Consider the following 16,400-nt stretch of genomic DNA (forward strand, 5'->3'; position numbering starts at 1 on the left):
TTGACTAATCCTCTTTGTCGAAATCGATGATTTCCAGCTTGTGCTCATATAGTTCCTGGGTAGCAATACTCATAGGCTTTTTAATGGACTTGTCATCAATTTTAACTTCTGCGCCGTCGATAATCTGGCGTGCGCGCCTAGAAGTCAGCACAACCAATGCGTAGCGGCTTCCTGCGATATCGATCAGTTCATTAATGGGTGGTTTTAACACTTCGATTCCTCCTTGATTTCACGAATCAGTTCTTTCACAGACTGAGGCCTGATTCTGAGGCGTTCAGCTTCAATGATCGAGATCAACCGCGCTGTGGCGAGATCTACACGGTCATTGAAAATAAAATAATTGTAGTTTTCCATTAAGTCTATCTCATTGTAGGCGGCGGTGAATCGCTTGTCAATGGCTTCGGCGCTTTCTGTCCCGCGCCCGACAATCCGGTTTTTCAATTCTTCCATAGTCGGCGGCAAAATAAAGACAAATACACCTTCCGGATATTGCTCTTTCACCTTCAGTGCGCCTTGAATGTCTATTTCCAGCAGTACGTCCACGCCTTGATCCAGCTGTTCCATGACGAAAGCTTTTGGCGTCCCATAATAATTGTCATAGACTTTGGCGTATTCGAGCAGCTCACCCTGCTGAATCAATCTGATAAAAGCGTCCCTATTTGTAAAAAAGTAATTGATGCCTTCTTCTTCACCCGGTCTAGGTGCCCTCGTGGTCATGGAAATGGACAGCTTTATGTCCTCACGAAGCTTCATTAATGCCTTGCAGATGGTTCCCTTTCCAACGCCGGACGGCCCGGAAACAACCAAGAGCAACCCTTTTCTTTTCATTCTTAATGCGACTCCCCTTCAGATCGATTCTAAATCAGCAAGTTACTCAATATTCTGGATCTGTTCTCTGATTTTCTCAAGCTCACTTTTCAACTCAATGACGTCGTTGCTGATCTCAAAATCAGGCGATTTTGAGCCGATGGTGTTGACCTCCCGATTCATTTCCTGTACGAGAAAATCGAGTTTCCTCCCGGCAGCGCCGCCTTGGTCAATGATATCAGCAATTTGATCAAAGTGAGATTTCAATCTGACGATTTCTTCAGTCACATTAGTTTTATCCGCAAAAATGGCGATTTCATGGGCGATTCTCGCCTCATCAATCTGAATCCCCATATCCCCAAGCAAATCAGTAAGTCGATCCCTCATCTTTTGACGATATGCTTCAACAATCTGAGGTGACTGACTTTCGATCTTTTCGAGTCTTGATTTCATTTGGCTGATTCTTTCAAGAATATCCACTACCAGCTTCGCGCCTTCGGTCTTCCTCATTTCAATCATTTGACCAATTGCAGCTGCAGCCGCTTTTTCCAGGACTGACCAGATGGCCTCCCCATCCACTTCCACATACTCGACTCTAAACGCTTCAGGGTGTCTGGACATCAAAGAAAGTGTCACATCATCTCTAAGCGCATAACGGTCTTTCAGGTGCTTAAGCGCCGCGTAATACTGATCCAGAACCGCATCATTCGGCAATATGGAATAATCTGCGCCGACCTGCTCTTCGTAATTGACATAAAGCTCAATTCTCCCGCGCTGGACCTGGTCTTTGATCATGGTTTTGATGCGCTCTTCAAAAGGATTCATTTTCTTTGGGATTTTCGCGACAATCTCAGAATATCTATGATTGACAGATTTTATTTCAACCACAATTTTAATTCTGTCGCTGCTTGCTTCACCGCGGCCGTATCCTGTCATTGAATAGGTCATAGTCCGTCTCCTGCCTTCTCTAATAATTTAAAACGCCGCCAGAGTTTCAACTTCTGCGACTGCAACGGCGGGACCCGTCATGAAAATCTCTTCCCGATCATCTGCATAGATATCCAGAGTGCCGCCGGGTACCTTCACACTGGCGCTGCGCGTCAATCTTCCGGCGTGATATAGAGCGAAAAACGAGGCGCAAGCGCCGGTTCCGCAAGCCATAGTCAGTCCGGCGCCGCGTTCCCAGGTCACAACTTCAATGGCTGAGTCACTAAGCTGTCTGACAAAATTGACGTTTATTTTTTGTGGAAAAGCCGGATGATTTTCAAGTGCGGGTCCAAAGCGTCGAATCCTCGTTTCGTCAAAGTCCTCCATTTCGACAACCAAATGAGGCACACCGACCTTAAGGGCTGTCACTTTAAAAGTTTTACCCAGCACTTCGAGGTTCTCGTCCAACATAGAGCCTTGTACTGAAAGAACGGGAATTTGATCTGCAGCAAATATAGCCGCGCCCATGGAAATTTTGACTTGATAGCCTTCATCTGCAACACGCAGCGCCACTTCTTTAGGACCGTCATCCGTTAAAACAGTGAAAAGTCCTTCCCGAGCTCTGCCTGTTCTATGGAGATGTGCTGAAAAGCAGCGGATTCCATTGCCGCACATGGCAGCCCTGGAACCGTCAGAATTATAATAAATCATTCTTGCAGCGAAGTTTTTATCTTCTGCAGGCGCCACCAGCATGACCCCGTCTGCGCCTACGCCGAAATGACGGTGGGAAATTTTGGCGATCAGGGCTTGCCACTGAGCTTCTGTATAATTTTCAGACCAGTCGCCAATCAGAAAATCGTTGCCGGCGCCATGCCATTTAGTCCATTTCAAAATAATTGCCTCCTTCACAAAAGCAGTTCCTTATTTATTCTAACATAGACTGAACCCGATTTCTTTATAATTTGCGGCGTGCATGCTATACTTATTGTATTTCAGGAGGGATCTCCATGGCCTATGATGGCATTTTTATGGCGGCGCTGGCCGCAGAGCTGCAAGAAAAATTAATTGGCGGTCGGGTTGACAAGATTTATCAGCCCGAAAGCGACACCTTGATTCTGGGAATCCGGAGTGATCGAAGCAACCATCGGCTAAAGCTCACTGCTTCAGCTTCGATGCCTTATGTTTCGTTGACACACGCAAAGCCTGAAAACCCGCAGCAGCCCCCTATGTTCTGCATGCTGCTGCGAAAGCACTTGACCGGCGCAAGGCTAATTGACATTCGCCAGCGCGGGTTGGAACGGATTCTGGACTTCGTCTTTGACACTTATGATGAGCTCGGCAACCGGGTGGAGCGCATTCTTTGCGCGGAAATCATGGGGCGCCATTCCAATCTGATTTTTTATCAGGCAGATTCATTGGTCGTCGTGGATGCGGTAAAACGCATCTCAAGTGCGGTATCCAGGGTGCGGCAGATTTATCCCGGCATTGTTTATCAGCTTCCACCGGGTGGAAAAATGGACCTTCGAGACACAGAACCACCACTTTTGGACTTTAAATTCCCTCAGGACGCCTTTAACGGCGAACAAGCCGGGGTAGTCGCTGCAAAACCAGCTTCTACTCTTAAGCAATGGTTGTTAAGTACCTTTCAGGGCTTCTCACCGGCGCTGTGCCATCAGCTCTGTCTTGAAGCGGGTGTCGACGCGGAGCTTCCTGCAGACCGTTTGGACGCTGCTTCCCGTGACGCAGTAGAGGCAGTACTGAGACGGCTCAAACATCTGCTGACAACCAATACCCTTGAGACAAGGCTGATTCTGGATGAGACAGGCAAGCCGCTGGACCTGACAGCGGCGCCGCTTTTAAGACTTGAAGTTTCCGAGCTTTTATCTCCGGTCATGGAGCCATCTCTGTGCGTCAATCGTATGTTCGAAGAGCGTGATCTTCAGGACCGGCTGGATCAAAAGGCCGCAGCCATGAAAAAAATGGTGGAAAACCGTCTGGAGCGCGTCATCAACAAGAAGAGCCACTTGGAAAACGACCTTGAGCAAGCGGAGGACGCAGAGAGACAACGACAATTTGGCGAGCTGATCCTCGCGAACGTGTACCGGCTTTCAAAGGGTGATCATGAAGCCATTGTGGAAAACTTTTTTGAAGAAGGGGCGCCTGAACTTCATGTGCCTATGGATGTGCGGTTGACACCTGTTGAAAATGCCCAGCGCTGCTTCAGAAAATACACCAAACTGAAAAACGGCCAGACAGAAATCCTGACTCAGCTGGAGCAGACCGAGCGTGAAATGGAATACCTTGAAAGCGTTCTCCTTCAGATTGAGCAATCCACTGATGCAGCCAATCTTGATGCCATAAGGCTGGAGCTTTCAGAAGAAGGCTACATGAAAAGCAAAGGCCGCAAAAAGGATAAACGCCCAAAATCAGCGCCACTGCAGTACAAGAGTACTGAAGGCTTTGAGATCCTTGTCGGACGCAACAATGTTCAAAATGACGAATTGACTTTAAAGACAGCCTCCAATAAGGATTTATGGTTCCATACCAAGTCTGTTCCCGGATCACATGTCGTCATACGCACCCAGGGAAAGCCGGTTGGTGAGGAGACACTCTTCGAGGCGGCACTGCTGGCTGCATGGCATTCAAAGGCGCGTCTCAGCGGACAAGTCCCTGTGGATTACACCGAGATCCGCCACGTTTCAAAGCCGTCAGGCGCTAAACCAGGCATGGTTATCTACGTGCACAACAAGACTCTGTACGTCACACCGGACGAAACGGTCATCAAACGTCTGCAGGTATAATGCCCTATAAGATTTGAAAGAATACGAGGAGGTCGGTGCAAAGACACAGACCTCCTCGTATTCTTTTGTTAAAAAGTTCATTTAGGCATCAGCGTTCGTAAATGCTGACTTCATCTTTTTCATCCTGTTCCGTCAATCTCACCTTGACGATTTCACGGTTTGAGGTCGGTACGTTTTTTCCGACATAATCCGCTCGAATTGGCAGCTCTCTATGACCTCGGTCTACCAATACAGCGAGTTGTATGGTCTTGGGTCTGCCAAAGTCCATAAGTGCATCCAGCGCTGCGCGAACCGTGCGTCCTGTATAAATGACATCATCCACCAATACGACGTTGAGACCGGTAATCTCAAAATTGATATCACTGCCTGCACCACCCCGACCGGCAGCTTCAGCCGGCAGATCATCCCTGTACTTAGTGATATCCAGTGCGCCCGTACGAACGGTGGTGCCTTCAATGGCTTCGATCTTGGCGGCAATCCGCCTTGCCAGCGGCTCTCCTCTGGATCTGATGCCAATGATGACAACGTCTTCAATACCTTTATTGCGCTCTATGATTTCATGAGAAAGTCTCGTGACTGCCCGTGAGATGGCCTGTGCGTCCATAATGCTCGCTTTAAATTCCAGAATGATCCCGCCTTTCAATCTTCTCCAGGGCGGCCTTAAACCGTTCAGGCAGCTCCGAATCAAACGTCATCAGTTCATGTGTCACCGGGTGTGTCAGGCCAAGGGTCTTGGCGTGCAGATATTGGCCATCCAGTGGAAACAGTGTTGTCTTAGTGCCATAAAGAGGGTCCCCGGCTATTGGATGCCCTATGGATTTCATATGGACGCGGATCTGATGTGTCCTGCCGGTTTCAAGCCGGCATTCCACCAGCGTGTAATGCCGGAATCTCTGAATGACTTTGAAATGGGTCACAGCAGGCTTCCCACCGGTGACGACAGCCATTCTCAGGCGGTTCTTGGGGTCACGTCCTACAGGCGCCTCAATTCTGCCTTCATCCTGATGAAAATTGCCTATTACAAGAGCCAGATAGCGTCGAATGGACTTCTGATTCTTGAGCTCCTCCGCCAGTGCATGATGGGCCAGATCAGTCTTCGCAACCATCATGAGTCCAGAGGTATCTTTATCCAGACGGTGGACAATGCCCGGCCTGGCGACGCCATTGATGCCGGAAAGCCGCCCGCTGCAGTGGTATAAAAGCGCATGCACCAAGGTACCCGTAGTGCTGCCCGGCGCAGGATGAACCACCATCCCGCTGGCCTTATTGACGACCAAGAGCGCCTCGTCTTCATAGACTATGTCCAGGGGAATGTTTTCCGCTTCGATCTCAAGAGGTTCGGCCGGAGGCAGCTCAAGAGTGATGACATCACCCAACTTGAGCTTTTCCTTTTTAACTGTGACTGCTTTGCCATTGACGGTCACATGGCCTTCCTTGATCAATTTTTGCAGATAGGTCCTGGACGTGGCGCCGGTCATACGGCTCAGATAAAGGTCCAGCCGCTCGTCCTGAGCCTCGTCGAATTCAAAACTGAAAACTTCATTTTGCTGATCCCGCATGTGCCTGCCACCTCCTATTCGAGTTGAATGCTCACCTGATGGTGAAGAACCATTGATAAATAAGACAGAGACAGGGACGAGCGCCGAACGGCGCAAAGTACCCTGTAAACACTAAAACTCGACATTCAACAGGTTAAAATTCCGCATTGCTGCGTTGTCGTTATCCGCGATACTGCCTAGTATCGCTGCTTCCTCCGCCTTGCACTTCGAAATTTTACCGCAGTTGTATGTTATAGTTTTAGAATTTACAGGGTACTAGTCCCTGCCTTGACTTTTGTAGATCCTGCTATAACTGAGGTTGCCGGATCAAACCGACAGTGTGCGCTTTAGACCTTTTCGACATACAGCCTGACATCACAATCATTCAAGACATAATCCTCATAAGGTGCCTGCTGACCGCGGATCAGCTCGACTGCGAGAGTCTCTCCTTTGATGTACGCCTGATGTGCCATAATGCCGGCATCAAAGCGATCGTCACATTCATAGAAAATTTTAATTTCATCAAGAACGTTGAAATCATTTGCTTTACGCATCTGCTGAACTCTTGAAATCAACTCTCGGGCATAGCCTTCGAGAATCAGTTCGTCAGTCAGGGTGGTGTCGAGGATCATGAACAGGTTATTGTCCATACCCACAGTAAAGCCGTCTTTAGCTGAAATGTTGACGAGAACATTTTCCTGATCCAGCGTGAAGGATTCCCCTTCCAGATCAATGTCAAAAGTTCCGCCGCTGTTCAGGACTGGGGCTGCTGTTTGCGGGCTGACATTTTGAAGCGCTTTTGAGAAAGCCCCCATTTTGCTGCCCAAAATAGGACCCAGCACTTTAAAGTTTGGCTTCAGTGAGAAGTTCATGTAAAGACCCAGGTCTTCAGCAAAGACCACTTCCTTGACATTAAGCTCCTCTTCGATCAGATCAGAAAGATCTGAAATCAGAGCTTCATAACGTCCGTCCACATAAACGCGTTGAATTGGCTGACGCACTTTAATTTTGACGGATTCACGCGCGCCTCGGCCCAATGTCACCAAGTCGCGAATCAAGTCCATTCTCTGTTCAACTCGCTCATCGATCAGCGCTTCGTCAGCAGCCGGGAACATAGCCAGATGTACAGACATTTCACCTGTCAGGCTGCGGTAAATCTCTTCGGTTACGTATGGCGCGAAAGGCGCAGCCAGTTTGCAGACTGTGATGAGTGTCTCATAAGTCGTGTTGTAAACTGCAATTTTGTCTTCGGACATTTCCGTCTCCCAGAAACGACGTCTGGAGCGGCGGATATACCAGTTTGACAAGTCTTCATTGACAAACTCCTGAATCTTTCTGACTGCTTTCGTTGTGTCAAAAGCTTCGAGGGCTTCGGTGGTTTCATTTACCAAACGATTCAGTTTTGAAAGCACCCAGCGGTCGAGCTCAGGGCGGTCTGCAGGCGCGACAAATTGAGCTGTCGCATCGACCTTATCCGTGTTCGCATAGAGGCTGAAGAAATTGTAGACGTTTTTAATGGTTCGGAAGAACTTGCTTTCAACCTCACGAACACCCTCTTCGTCAAATTTGGTTGGCGTCCAGGCCGGGGATACAAAATAGAGATACCAGCGGACAACGTCAGCGCCGTATTGATCAAACAGCTTGAAGGAATCTACAATATTGCCCCTGGATTTGGACATTTTCTTGCCTTCCTTATCCAGAATCAGGTCGTTGACCAAGACGTTCTTGTATGGCGCCTTGCCCATGACAAAAGTAGAAATGGCAAGCAGCGAATAGAACCATCCACGGGTCTGATCAATACCTTCGCAGATGAAATCCGCAGGGAAAAGCTGATCGAAATTCTCCTTGTTCTCAAAAGGCCAGTGGTGTTGGGCAAACGGCATTGCACCGCTGTCAAACCAGCAGTCTATGACATCAGTAACCCGCGTCATATTGCTGCTGCACTTGTCGCAGGTCAGGTGAATACCATCGACATATGGACGGTGAAGCTCTATGTCGAGTCCAATTTCTTCCTTCGCTCGATCCACCAGCTCTTGTCTCGATGCTACTGAAGTCGTATGGCCACACTCATCACATCTCCAAATATTGAGCGGCGTCCCCCAATAACGGCTGCGGGAGATCGCCCAGTCATTGACATTCTCCAGCCAGTTTCCAAAACGCTTTTCACCCACATAGGAAGGGTGCCAGTTGACGGAATTGTTATTCTCGATCAGTTGATCTCGGAATTTCGTCATTTCAATATACCAGCTTGGCTTTGCATAATACAGGAGCGGCGTTTTGCAGCGCCAGCAGTGCGGATAGTTATGGGCCATGGTTTGGCGCTTGTAAAGCTTCCCGGTCTCCTTGAGCCACTCGATAATCTCCGGATCCGCGTCCATGACAAATTTGCCTTCCCAAGGTGTTTCGGTATATTTTCCGTCCTCGTTGACGGGCTGCAGAACCGGCAAGTTGTAACGGACGCCGGTATTATAGTCGTCCTCGCCAAATGCAGGTGCGGTATGAACTATGCCCGTACCATCATCGGTCGTGACATAATCTGCCAAAGTGACGTAAAACGCTTTCTTATCTGCTTTGACGAACGGCATGAGCTGCTCGTATTCGACATACTCAAGGGACTTGCCGTCAATTTCCTCCAGAACTTCATACTCTTTGCCAAGTACAGCGGGCGCCAGTGCCTTAGCGACGTAGTAGATCTCATCATTTTGTCTGACTTTGACATAAACTTCTTTGGCACTGACAGTTAAAGCCACATTGGAAGCCAGTGTCCAAGGTGTCGTCGTCCAAACGAGGAAGTACTCGTCCGCGTCTTTACGCTTAAATTTGACATAGACCGTGGCGGTCTTGATTTCCTGATAACCTTGCGCGACCTCGTGGGAAGCCAGGCCGGTACCGCAGCGAGCGCAGTAAGGAAGAATTTTGTGGCCTTCATAGATATAGCCTTGTTTAAAGAACTGGTCCAGGATCCACCACTCGGTTTCAATATAATCATTGTCGAGGGTAATATACGGATTTTCAAGATCGATCAAATATGCCATGCGCTCGGTCTGATCCCGCCACACACTTTCATATTCAAAAACAGATTCACGGCACTGATGGTTGAAGTTTTCAATGCCATAAGACTCGATTTCCAACTTGTTATTGAGGTTCAGACGTTTTTCAACCTCAATCTCCACCGGAAGACCATGCGTATCCCAGCCGGCTTTTCGCTTGACTTGATAGCCTTGCATGGTTTTATAGCGGCAAATAGAATCTTTCAACGCACGCGCGAGGACGTGGTGAATGCCGGGACGTCCATTTGCGGTTGGCGGTCCATCATAAAAGACAAAGCCTGGTCTGCCTTCACGACTGTTGACACTTTGATGCAGCAAATCAATCTGGTCCCAATGACCTCGTAATACTTGCTCCGTTTCGGAAACTGGTTTCTTCGACAATTCAGGATAACCCACGCATCTACACCCCTATTCAAGTAGTTCCGACAATCAGCCGGACTTAAGAAACAAAAAAAACCTGAGCAAACATGCCCAGGGACGATCATCAATCGCGGTACCACCCAGCTTGAGTCTCCGTAAATAAAGAGACACCACTCAAAAAACCTTAACGCGGTTTGTACGTCCGCCGCTAACCTGATCACAAGCTCACGCGGAAGCTCTGGGGCGATTTTCCTTCAGCATGGCCACCGGTTTCCACCCTTTACCGGCTCTCTTGAGACGCATGATCTGAAATACTCTTCCCTTCAACGCTGTATACACTGCAAAATTATATTACAATTTCTTTTGAGCGTCAACCACATTTGTTGAAACCGCATGCGAACCTTTGCGCTCATTGTATTTCAAGTGACAAAGGCTGACAAAAGCAGTCCTCAACAAAAACGCTTGAGCTGCATCTTGGTCCTGTCCTTTTTCGAGCTCCCAAGGTTCGCCGCCAGCACTAAACGTCCATACCCTCTCACAGAAATCACAGCGTCGTCCGGAACGGATTTGTCAGGCCTGTTCTCAGGTCTGTGGTTCACCTTCACACGCTCTGCCTCCACGAGCTTTTGCGCCTGACTCCTTGACAGGTCAAAACCCGCTGCAATAACAGCATCGAGCCGGGTTGACTTCACCGTCCTGAACAGCAGCTCACCGCCCGCATCCTCTGACGGAAATTCTGTCCAGGGTACTTCTCTGACGCTGACCGGATCTCTTGAGACGCGCGCCAGTGTGTTTATGACAAAAGGTGCCAGTTTTTCAAGCACGAACACAAAAGCGGCCTTCTCCCCGTTTCTAAGGTCGCCAAACTTCTCCCTGGCGAGTCCCAGCCCAAGAAGACTGCCAAGCAGATCTCTGTGGGACCAAGCCGCTGTCACTTCAAGCGCGCTGATCTCGAGCAGCACCATAGGCACCGGATGCAGTTCAAAAGAATCACCCTGTGGATAAAATCCTATCACACAGGATTCGAATCCGGGATGTCCGCCTTCAAAGCGCATCTCAGGCAAATCTTTGTCTTTTGTAGCGGCAAAGTGGGATCTGCACAAATCCTGGACCACCGGATTGACAAAATCCGTGAAAACAGGTCTGTTCTGCCGCTGACACTGAGACAGCTGGTCATAGACTTTTGCCATTTGCGCGCGCGTCGTATCTTCTCTCGCACCCTCCAGCCACTTCACCCGGTCCATCATAAGCCAATAATGAAATTAGACAGCAACTGAACCGTTATAATCAACAGAATAGGCGAAAAATCGATCATGCCGTTATAGCCAAGCCGCTGAACGATCTGTCTGAATGGCGAGAGCAGAGGCTCCGTCACCTGGTACACAAATGCAGCAATGGGATTTCTCAAATCTCTGATAAACCAGCTCAGCACTGCTCGAATCAGGATTAAAAATACCACCAGATTCAAAAAATAGATCATGGTTGTCTTAAACAAATACATTTAAATCCTCCTGCTTTTAGAAGCTGTCTTTTCGTGTCGACCAGGCGAAAACGCCTTTGTTTTCCAGTTCGCCGCGTACATCCCCAGAAATGTCCACATTGCTGGGCGCCAGGATAAAGATGCCCCTGGATACCTTCTGGATGTGCCCATCAATGGCATAAAGCGCGCCGCTGCAAAAATCAAAAATTTTCCTGGCAAGCTCAGGGTCGAGCTCTTCAATGTTCAATATGACCGGTTTTTTTGTCTTAAGGCTGTCAATGACAGCACGTGTATCTTCAAAATCTCTCGGCTGATACAACACGACTTTCATGCTCTGGTTTTTGTGAAGATTGACGACCTTATTCGGATTCGCATAAGTTCCTGGTGCTCCGGCGTAACTGCGATCGTACACGTCATCATCCTCCGCAAAGTCTTCCTCATACACTTCCTCATCCTGAGAAGTCTCAAATCCCATCATGCTTCTGACTTTGTCAATAAATTTTTCTGCCATGGGTTAGCGCCCCTTTCTCAAATTGCAGTGCTGTTCTTTGCCGATGGTCATTTTAAGTCACTTATTGCCACAAAAGGAATTTCAGCCCTCTTCTACTGTCTTTCACCAAATAAACCTGATCCAATACGCACCATTGTCGCACCTTCTTCAATGGCAATCTCAAAATCATGAGTCATCCCCATGGAAAGGTACTTCATCTCAACACCTTGTATAGACACTTCTTTCAAATGGTCAAAGATCTGTCGCATTTCGCTGAAAACCTGTCTGAGCAGCCCCTCATCTTCAACAAAAGGCGCAATGGTCATAAGTCCCTGAATTTTGATTCCGGGCAGCAAGGCCGCTTCCCTGACCAGCAACTCGACTTCACTGCTTGAAAGCCCAAATTTTGTCTCTTCCTCAGCCGGATTCACCTGGATCAATACTGGCATGACTTTGCCAATTTTGATGGCCTGCCTTGAAATTTCCTGAGCGAGCTTTAGACTGTCAACGGAGTGGATGAGGGCGACTTTATCAATAATGTATTTAACCTTATTCGATTGTAAATGACCAATAATATGCCACTCAAAGCGATCTTCGAAGCTCGGCCATTTGGCTAAAAGTTCCTGGACCCGGTTTTCGCCTACGGTTCTTACACCGGCCGCATAAGCCTTCTCCAAAGTCTCAACGCTTTGAGTCTTTGTGACGGCGACCAGCTGAATAGCATCTGGTGCCCTGCCGGATCGGATCGCTGCCTCGCGAATCCGGGACTCGACATGCTTCAAATGATTCTGCAGCTTCTCCGTTGTCATCATTACTTTCACCTCTGTTCAAATTTGTCACCGGACTTGACGCCGGTTGGATCTATCAACACCAAATTGCGAACTTCAAGTGTCTTGACACGTTCAGAGCCGCTCTCAGCGGTCGATGTCAGATACCCATCCTTGACAACGGCATAGTCCTCGTTATAGCCCAGGATTTTAACCGGCCTGAAGATCGCCCGGTGATCAATGTCGAGAACGAATACACCAGTTGTGCCTTCGAGCGTAACTATTGATGATTTCAATACTTTAAGACCTTGAAAATTCTCTCTTACAATCCGAACATCTACATAACGCTTCGTATAAAAAGCCGGATGAAGCTCGTTAATTTTGATCACCAGGATCCCTTTTCCGCCGCTCTCAAACGCATCCGCAACGGACCCAACGATCTTAGTCCCATCAAATTCAACATCCAGCACTTTGTCTTTTTCATAAAGGTCAATTTCTTCCTTCTCAATCAGCGCTGCAATAAACCAGGCGGAAGGATCAATCAGTCTGTAAACGATACTGCCGGGCACGACCAGCTCTGTGGTCAAATCCTTCATCACCGGCGGCGTCTCGCTCATCAATTTACCATAATCTAGAGTGTATAGATTTTCAATAGTCAGCGTCTGCTCCAGGCCGTCTGTCTCGTAGGATACAATGCCTGCATCCTGGCTGAAAAACTCAACCAGCTCACCCTCAACCGCTTCCAGAGATCCAACATAAGCCTGTTTAAAGGAGGAGGCGCCTTTTCGCAAAAGGCTCTTATCATCAAGTAATTTGACCTTCTTATCGAGCTTCAGCATCAAATCCTTGCGGAGTTCCGCGACGCGTTCAAAGTTTTGCAGGGCGGCTTCCTCATGGATCGTATCTTCAAGTTGTTCAATTTCTTTATTGAGATTGTCAATGTCACCGGTCAGCATTTCGTCAATTTTTATTGAGGTCAGTGGCGCTTCTTCGACTGATGCTGCGGCGGTCTGTCCATCACTCTGAATTTCCATGATTTTTTCACCGCGTTTTATCCTCGATCCGTCCTCAGCCGCATATGCTGCACTGCCACCAACGTTGCTTCTTACCAGGGTTTCCCTCCTGAAAATTACAGAAGCGTAGGTTTTGTCAATGTCAAGTGTGTCATAAGTCACTTCATACGCAGTTTCTTTAAGGAACCAGGTGCGGTAAATCATCATCCCAACCGCAGACAGGGCCAGCACCAGAATCAGCATGGACATAAAAAACCGCCCATAATGTTTGATTCTCATTTCACCCTCTCCTGTTCTTGAACATCTTATTTTGTTTTGTCTGTATCAAAACAAACGGCCATATTTGGTCACGATTTTCAGCTTTCTAATTTGCCTGATGTTCAGCTCGACGATTTCATCAAGCTCGGTGATCAACGCCAGCGAGTTCAGTTTTTTTCTTGCACCGAGAACACAGCCTTTTAATTGCTCTTCATTCTCAAGCACAATTTTGACTTCATCTCCAATATTGACGCGTCTGCCGCCAAGTTTAAAGATTTTCACATCGTACTGATCAATCAGGCTTTGAGTGACCTTGCGGCTTTTAAAGCGCACAACTGCCCTTTTAAAGTCCATTGTTTCCTTAAGGGCAGACATCAGGTAGCCCATCACGGACAGCATAAGCAATGAAATTAGCAGCGCAGTCAATTGATCAAGCATGCCATGTCCCTCCTTGATCCATACTATATCTCATTCCTATTGTAAAAGAAGTGAGCAGGTCTGTAAAGTTTTACAGTTCTATAAGCCTGGAACATCCCAAATTTTCAGGGCTTCAGCTGCCTCTTCCAGTTCGTGCTTTTTACCTCTCAGCATTAGGCGTTTCACGGAGTCTCTGGCATCTTCACCTTCATAAAGGATTCTGTACAGCTCTCTGGTGATAGGCATTTCCACCCCTTCAATCTGAGAGAGTTCATAGGCGGAATGGATGGTATAGTAGCCTTCGACGACCATGTTGATCTCCTTCAGTGCCAGGTCAACAGCAATGCCCTGTCCAATCAGCATGCCAAATCTTCTGTTTCTGCTGTGCAAGCTGGTACAAGTGACAATCAAGTCACCAATGCCGCTAAGTCCTTGAAAAGTAGCGCTGCTGGCGCCGAGCGAACGCCCGAGCCGGGCAATTTCAGCAATGCCCCGGGTCATCAGCGCTGCTTTGGAATTGTCTCCAAACCCAAGTCCATCACTGATCCCGGCGCCTAGCGCAATAATATTTTTAAGTGCGCCGCCGAGCTCTACACCGACGACATCAGGATTCGTGTAAACGCGAAGCAGTCCGCTCGAAAACACGTCCTGCACCTGCTCTGCAGCAGCTCTGCTGGTCGAAGAAGACACCAGGGTAGTGGGAATTCCGGCGGAGACCTCCTCTGCATGAGAAGGTCCTGAAAGCACCACGTACTTATTGTTTGGAAAGAAAGACAAAACAATTTCAGAGATCCGCTGATGTGTCCCGAGCTCAATACCCTTAGACACATTGACAAAAATGGTGTCCTTGGATACCAGTTTTGCGTCAATTTGTGTAAGCAAACTTCGGACTGCCTGAGAGGCGACGGCGATCACTATAATTTCAGCCCCCGCAATCGCCTGTTTCAAATCCGCTGTCACCGTCATATTGCCACTGAGCTCAACGCCCTTAAGGTACTTCGCGTTGTGCTTTGTTTTACCTATGGATTCGATCTGCTGAGGGTCGCGACCCCAAAACGCTACTTCCTGACCATTGTCAAGCAGCACTTTGACCAGCGCTGTGCCCCAGCTGCCGGTTCCTAAAACCGCAATCTTCAAGATTTCACTTCCTTCTTCTCCCTGACGATAAAACGTATTGGCGTTCCAATAAAGTCAAAATTCTTTCTCAGGAAGTTTTCAATATAGCGGACATAAGAAAAATGGGCCAGCTCCTGGTCGTTCACAAACAAGATGAAAGTCGGAGGCTTGACTGAGGCCTGAGTCATATAATAGATCTTCAGGCGCTTGCCTTTATCTGATGGCGGCTGAGTCAGCATAACAGCCTCGTTGAGGACGTCATTCAGCATGCCGGTCGAAATGCGCTTGGCGCACTCGGTTGAAACGTGCTTGATTGTGTCTAGCAACTTGAACAGCCTCTGTTTCGTGACCGCTGAAACGAAAAGGATCGGTGCGTACTGCATGTAAGCCAGCTCATTTCGCACCAATTTCTCGAACTGGTTAAACGTATAGTTGTCCTTCTCAATCAGATCCCACTTATTAACGACAATAACGACGCCTTTGCCGGCTTCATGAGCATACCCGGCAATTTTTTTGTCCTGTTCCGTTACACCTTCAGTTGCATCCAGAACTAAAAGACAGACATCCGCCCGCTCAATCGCAGTCAACGCTCTCAAAATACTGTATTTCTCAATGCTTTCATTGACGCGGCTTTTTCTGCGGATGCCGGCGGTGTCGATAAAGACATACTGATCTTTGCCGTATTCAAAAGGCGTATCAATGGCATCCCGGGTCGTACCGGCAATTTCACTGACAATGACGCGCTGTTCGCCCAAAATACTGTTGATCAGTGAAGATTTTCCAGCATTCGGCTTTCCAATGACCGCAACGTGGATCGTTTCATCTTCGCCTTCTTCTTCCGATGGTTTCGGAAAATGCTTGACGATCTCATCCAACAGATCTCCGAGTCCTAAAACGTTGATGGCTGAAATGAGGAACGGTTCGCCTAATCCCAAATTGTAATAATCATAGTAGAACTCATTTGGCAGCGCATTGTCCACTTTGTTGACTGTCAGAATGACAGGTTTTCCTGCCCGTTGAAGCATGAGGGCAATCTCTTCATCCCCCGTGGTATAGGAGGCTTTACCGTCGATCATAAAGAGTATGACGTCTGCAGTATCAATGGCGATCTGAGCCTGCTCGCGCATCTGCGATAAAATGATGTCTTTCGAATCCGGCTCAATGCCCCCAGTATCGATCATGGTGAATCGGTAGTTGAGCCACTCGGCGTCGACGTAAATTCTGTCTCTGGTGACGCCTGGTGTATCTTCGACAATGGAAATTCTCTTTCCAGCTACCTTATTAAAAAATGTTGACTTGCCTACGTTAGGTCGACCAACGACAGCAACAATTGGCTTTCTCATTCTGTTCACTCCTGAATTTTTGTTTCCACAAGG

Annotated in this window: 16 protein-coding genes and 1 other annotated feature; of the genes, 1 reads left to right on the forward strand and 15 read right to left on the reverse strand. The window is 48.1% G+C overall.

The genetic code is table 11. From position 1 onward, the window contains the following. Positions 1-4: 4 nt before the first annotated feature. From rpoZ to dapF, 4 genes are read right to left on the reverse strand one after another with little or no spacing between them, the layout of a single operon-like run. Entirely contained in the window at positions 5-211 is a 207-nt protein-coding gene (rpoZ, locus tag OEL90_RS00435; protein WP_291402983.1) for a DNA-directed RNA polymerase subunit omega, read from the reverse strand. Further along, positions 205-828 (reverse strand): guanylate kinase, encoded by a 624-nt coding sequence (gmk, locus tag OEL90_RS00440; protein ID WP_291402982.1) that lies wholly within the window; start codon positions 826-828, stop codon positions 205-207. Before gmk ends, rpoZ begins: the two co-directional genes overlap by 7 nt. 42 nt (positions 829-870) lie before the next feature. Further along, complete coding sequence (locus OEL90_RS00445) at positions 871-1,755, reverse strand: YicC/YloC family endoribonuclease (protein WP_291402980.1); 885 nt, start codon at positions 1,753-1,755, stop codon at positions 871-873. A 27-nt stretch (positions 1,756-1,782) separates the two neighbouring features. Beyond that, on the reverse strand, positions 1,783-2,625 hold the full coding sequence (gene dapF, locus OEL90_RS00450; protein WP_291402977.1) for a diaminopimelate epimerase: 843 nt from the start codon (positions 2,623-2,625) through the stop codon (positions 1,783-1,785). Positions 2,626-2,741: 116 nt separating this feature from the next. On the opposite strand from dapF, the gene OEL90_RS00455 reads away from it, so the two are divergent. Next, positions 2,742-4,535, forward strand: a complete 1,794-nt coding sequence (locus tag OEL90_RS00455) for an Rqc2 family fibronectin-binding protein (protein WP_291402975.1) — start codon at positions 2,742-2,744, stop codon at positions 4,533-4,535. Positions 4,536-4,623: 88 nt separating this feature from the next. Here OEL90_RS00455 and pyrR read toward each other — a convergent pair whose 3' ends face one another. From pyrR to der, 11 genes are all read right to left on the reverse strand, one after another. Beyond that, the gene (gene pyrR / locus OEL90_RS00460) at positions 4,624-5,139 is read right to left on the reverse strand and encodes a bifunctional pyr operon transcriptional regulator/uracil phosphoribosyltransferase PyrR (protein WP_414635011.1); all 516 of its coding nucleotides are present in this window, start codon (positions 5,137-5,139) and stop codon (positions 4,624-4,626) included. A gap of 10 nt (positions 5,140-5,149) precedes the next feature. Continuing rightward, positions 5,150-6,094 (reverse strand): RluA family pseudouridine synthase, encoded by a 945-nt coding sequence (locus OEL90_RS00465; RefSeq protein ID WP_291402973.1) that lies wholly within the window; start codon positions 6,092-6,094, stop codon positions 5,150-5,152. Between the two features lie 326 nt (positions 6,095-6,420). Further along, a complete protein-coding gene (gene ileS / locus OEL90_RS00470; RefSeq protein ID WP_300686605.1) occupies positions 6,421-9,519 on the reverse strand; it encodes an isoleucine--tRNA ligase in 3,099 nt (1,032 codons plus the stop codon). Between the two features lie 74 nt (positions 9,520-9,593). Continuing rightward, positions 9,594-9,819 (reverse strand) — a binding site (T-box leader). 113 nt (positions 9,820-9,932) lie between these two features. Beyond that, positions 9,933-10,718, reverse strand: a complete 786-nt coding sequence (locus OEL90_RS00475; protein WP_291402970.1) for a YlmH/Sll1252 family protein — start codon at positions 10,716-10,718, stop codon at positions 9,933-9,935. Between the two features lie 8 nt (positions 10,719-10,726). Then, the gene (locus tag OEL90_RS00480; protein ID WP_291402968.1) at positions 10,727-10,984 is read right to left on the reverse strand and encodes a YggT family protein; all 258 of its coding nucleotides are present in this window, start codon (positions 10,982-10,984) and stop codon (positions 10,727-10,729) included. Between the two features lie 16 nt (positions 10,985-11,000). Continuing rightward, positions 11,001-11,474 carry a cell division protein SepF gene (locus OEL90_RS00485; RefSeq protein WP_291402966.1) on the reverse strand — a complete coding sequence of 158 codons (474 nt, stop codon included), beginning with the start codon at positions 11,472-11,474 and terminating at the stop codon, positions 11,001-11,003. Between the two features lie 92 nt (positions 11,475-11,566). Beyond that, positions 11,567-12,265 (reverse strand): YggS family pyridoxal phosphate-dependent enzyme, encoded by a 699-nt coding sequence (locus OEL90_RS00490; RefSeq protein WP_307730759.1) that lies wholly within the window; start codon positions 12,263-12,265, stop codon positions 11,567-11,569. A gap of 5 nt (positions 12,266-12,270) precedes the next feature. Continuing rightward, complete coding sequence (locus OEL90_RS00495; RefSeq protein ID WP_291402963.1) at positions 12,271-13,512, reverse strand: HlyD family efflux transporter periplasmic adaptor subunit; 1,242 nt, start codon at positions 13,510-13,512, stop codon at positions 12,271-12,273. Between the two features lie 45 nt (positions 13,513-13,557). After that, a complete protein-coding gene (locus tag OEL90_RS00500; protein ID WP_291402962.1) occupies positions 13,558-13,929 on the reverse strand; it encodes a hypothetical protein in 372 nt (123 codons plus the stop codon). Positions 13,930-14,007: 78 nt separating this feature from the next. Beyond that, positions 14,008-15,045 (reverse strand): NAD(P)H-dependent glycerol-3-phosphate dehydrogenase, encoded by a 1,038-nt coding sequence (locus tag OEL90_RS00505; protein ID WP_307730760.1) that lies wholly within the window; start codon positions 15,043-15,045, stop codon positions 14,008-14,010. Continuing rightward, positions 15,042-16,367 (reverse strand): ribosome biogenesis GTPase Der, encoded by a 1,326-nt coding sequence (gene der, locus OEL90_RS00510; RefSeq protein WP_291402960.1) that lies wholly within the window; start codon positions 16,365-16,367, stop codon positions 15,042-15,044. Before der ends, OEL90_RS00505 begins: the two co-directional genes overlap by 4 nt. Positions 16,368-16,400 lie beyond the last annotated feature (33 nt).

Origin of the sequence: Acidaminobacter sp., from assembly GCF_030247605.1 — a bacterium.
In the GTDB taxonomy this organism is placed as follows: domain Bacteria; phylum Bacillota; class Clostridia; order Peptostreptococcales; family Acidaminobacteraceae; genus Acidaminobacter.

Bases quoted from the DNA above. Each gene is read 5' to 3' on its own strand.
- gmk (WP_291402982.1), bottom strand. From the start codon at position 828: ATGAAAAGAAAAGGGTTGCTCTTGGTTGTTTCCGGGCCGTCCGGCGTT.
- OEL90_RS00445 (WP_291402980.1), bottom strand. From the start codon at position 1,755: ATGACCTATTCAATGACAGGATACGGCCGCGGTGAAGCAAGCAGCGAC.
- OEL90_RS00455 (WP_291402975.1), top strand. From the start codon at position 2,742: ATGGCCTATGATGGCATTTTTATGGCGGCGCTGGCCGCAGAGCTGCAA.
- pyrR (WP_414635011.1), bottom strand. From the start codon at position 5,139: ATGGACGCACAGGCCATCTCACGGGCAGTCACGAGACTTTCTCATGAA.
- OEL90_RS00465 (WP_291402973.1), bottom strand. From the start codon at position 6,094: ATGCGGGATCAGCAAAATGAAGTTTTCAGTTTTGAATTCGACGAGGCT.
- OEL90_RS00480 (WP_291402968.1), bottom strand. From the start codon at position 10,984: ATGTATTTGTTTAAGACAACCATGATCTATTTTTTGAATCTGGTGGTA.
- OEL90_RS00485 (WP_291402966.1), bottom strand. From the start codon at position 11,474: ATGGCAGAAAAATTTATTGACAAAGTCAGAAGCATGATGGGATTTGAG.
- OEL90_RS00490 (WP_307730759.1), bottom strand. From the start codon at position 12,265: ATGATGACAACGGAGAAGCTGCAGAATCATTTGAAGCATGTCGAGTCC.
- OEL90_RS00495 (WP_291402963.1), bottom strand. From the start codon at position 13,512: ATGAGAATCAAACATTATGGGCGGTTTTTTATGTCCATGCTGATTCTG.
- OEL90_RS00500 (WP_291402962.1), bottom strand. From the start codon at position 13,929: ATGCTTGATCAATTGACTGCGCTGCTAATTTCATTGCTTATGCTGTCC.
- der (WP_291402960.1), bottom strand. From the start codon at position 16,367: ATGAGAAAGCCAATTGTTGCTGTCGTTGGTCGACCTAACGTAGGCAAG.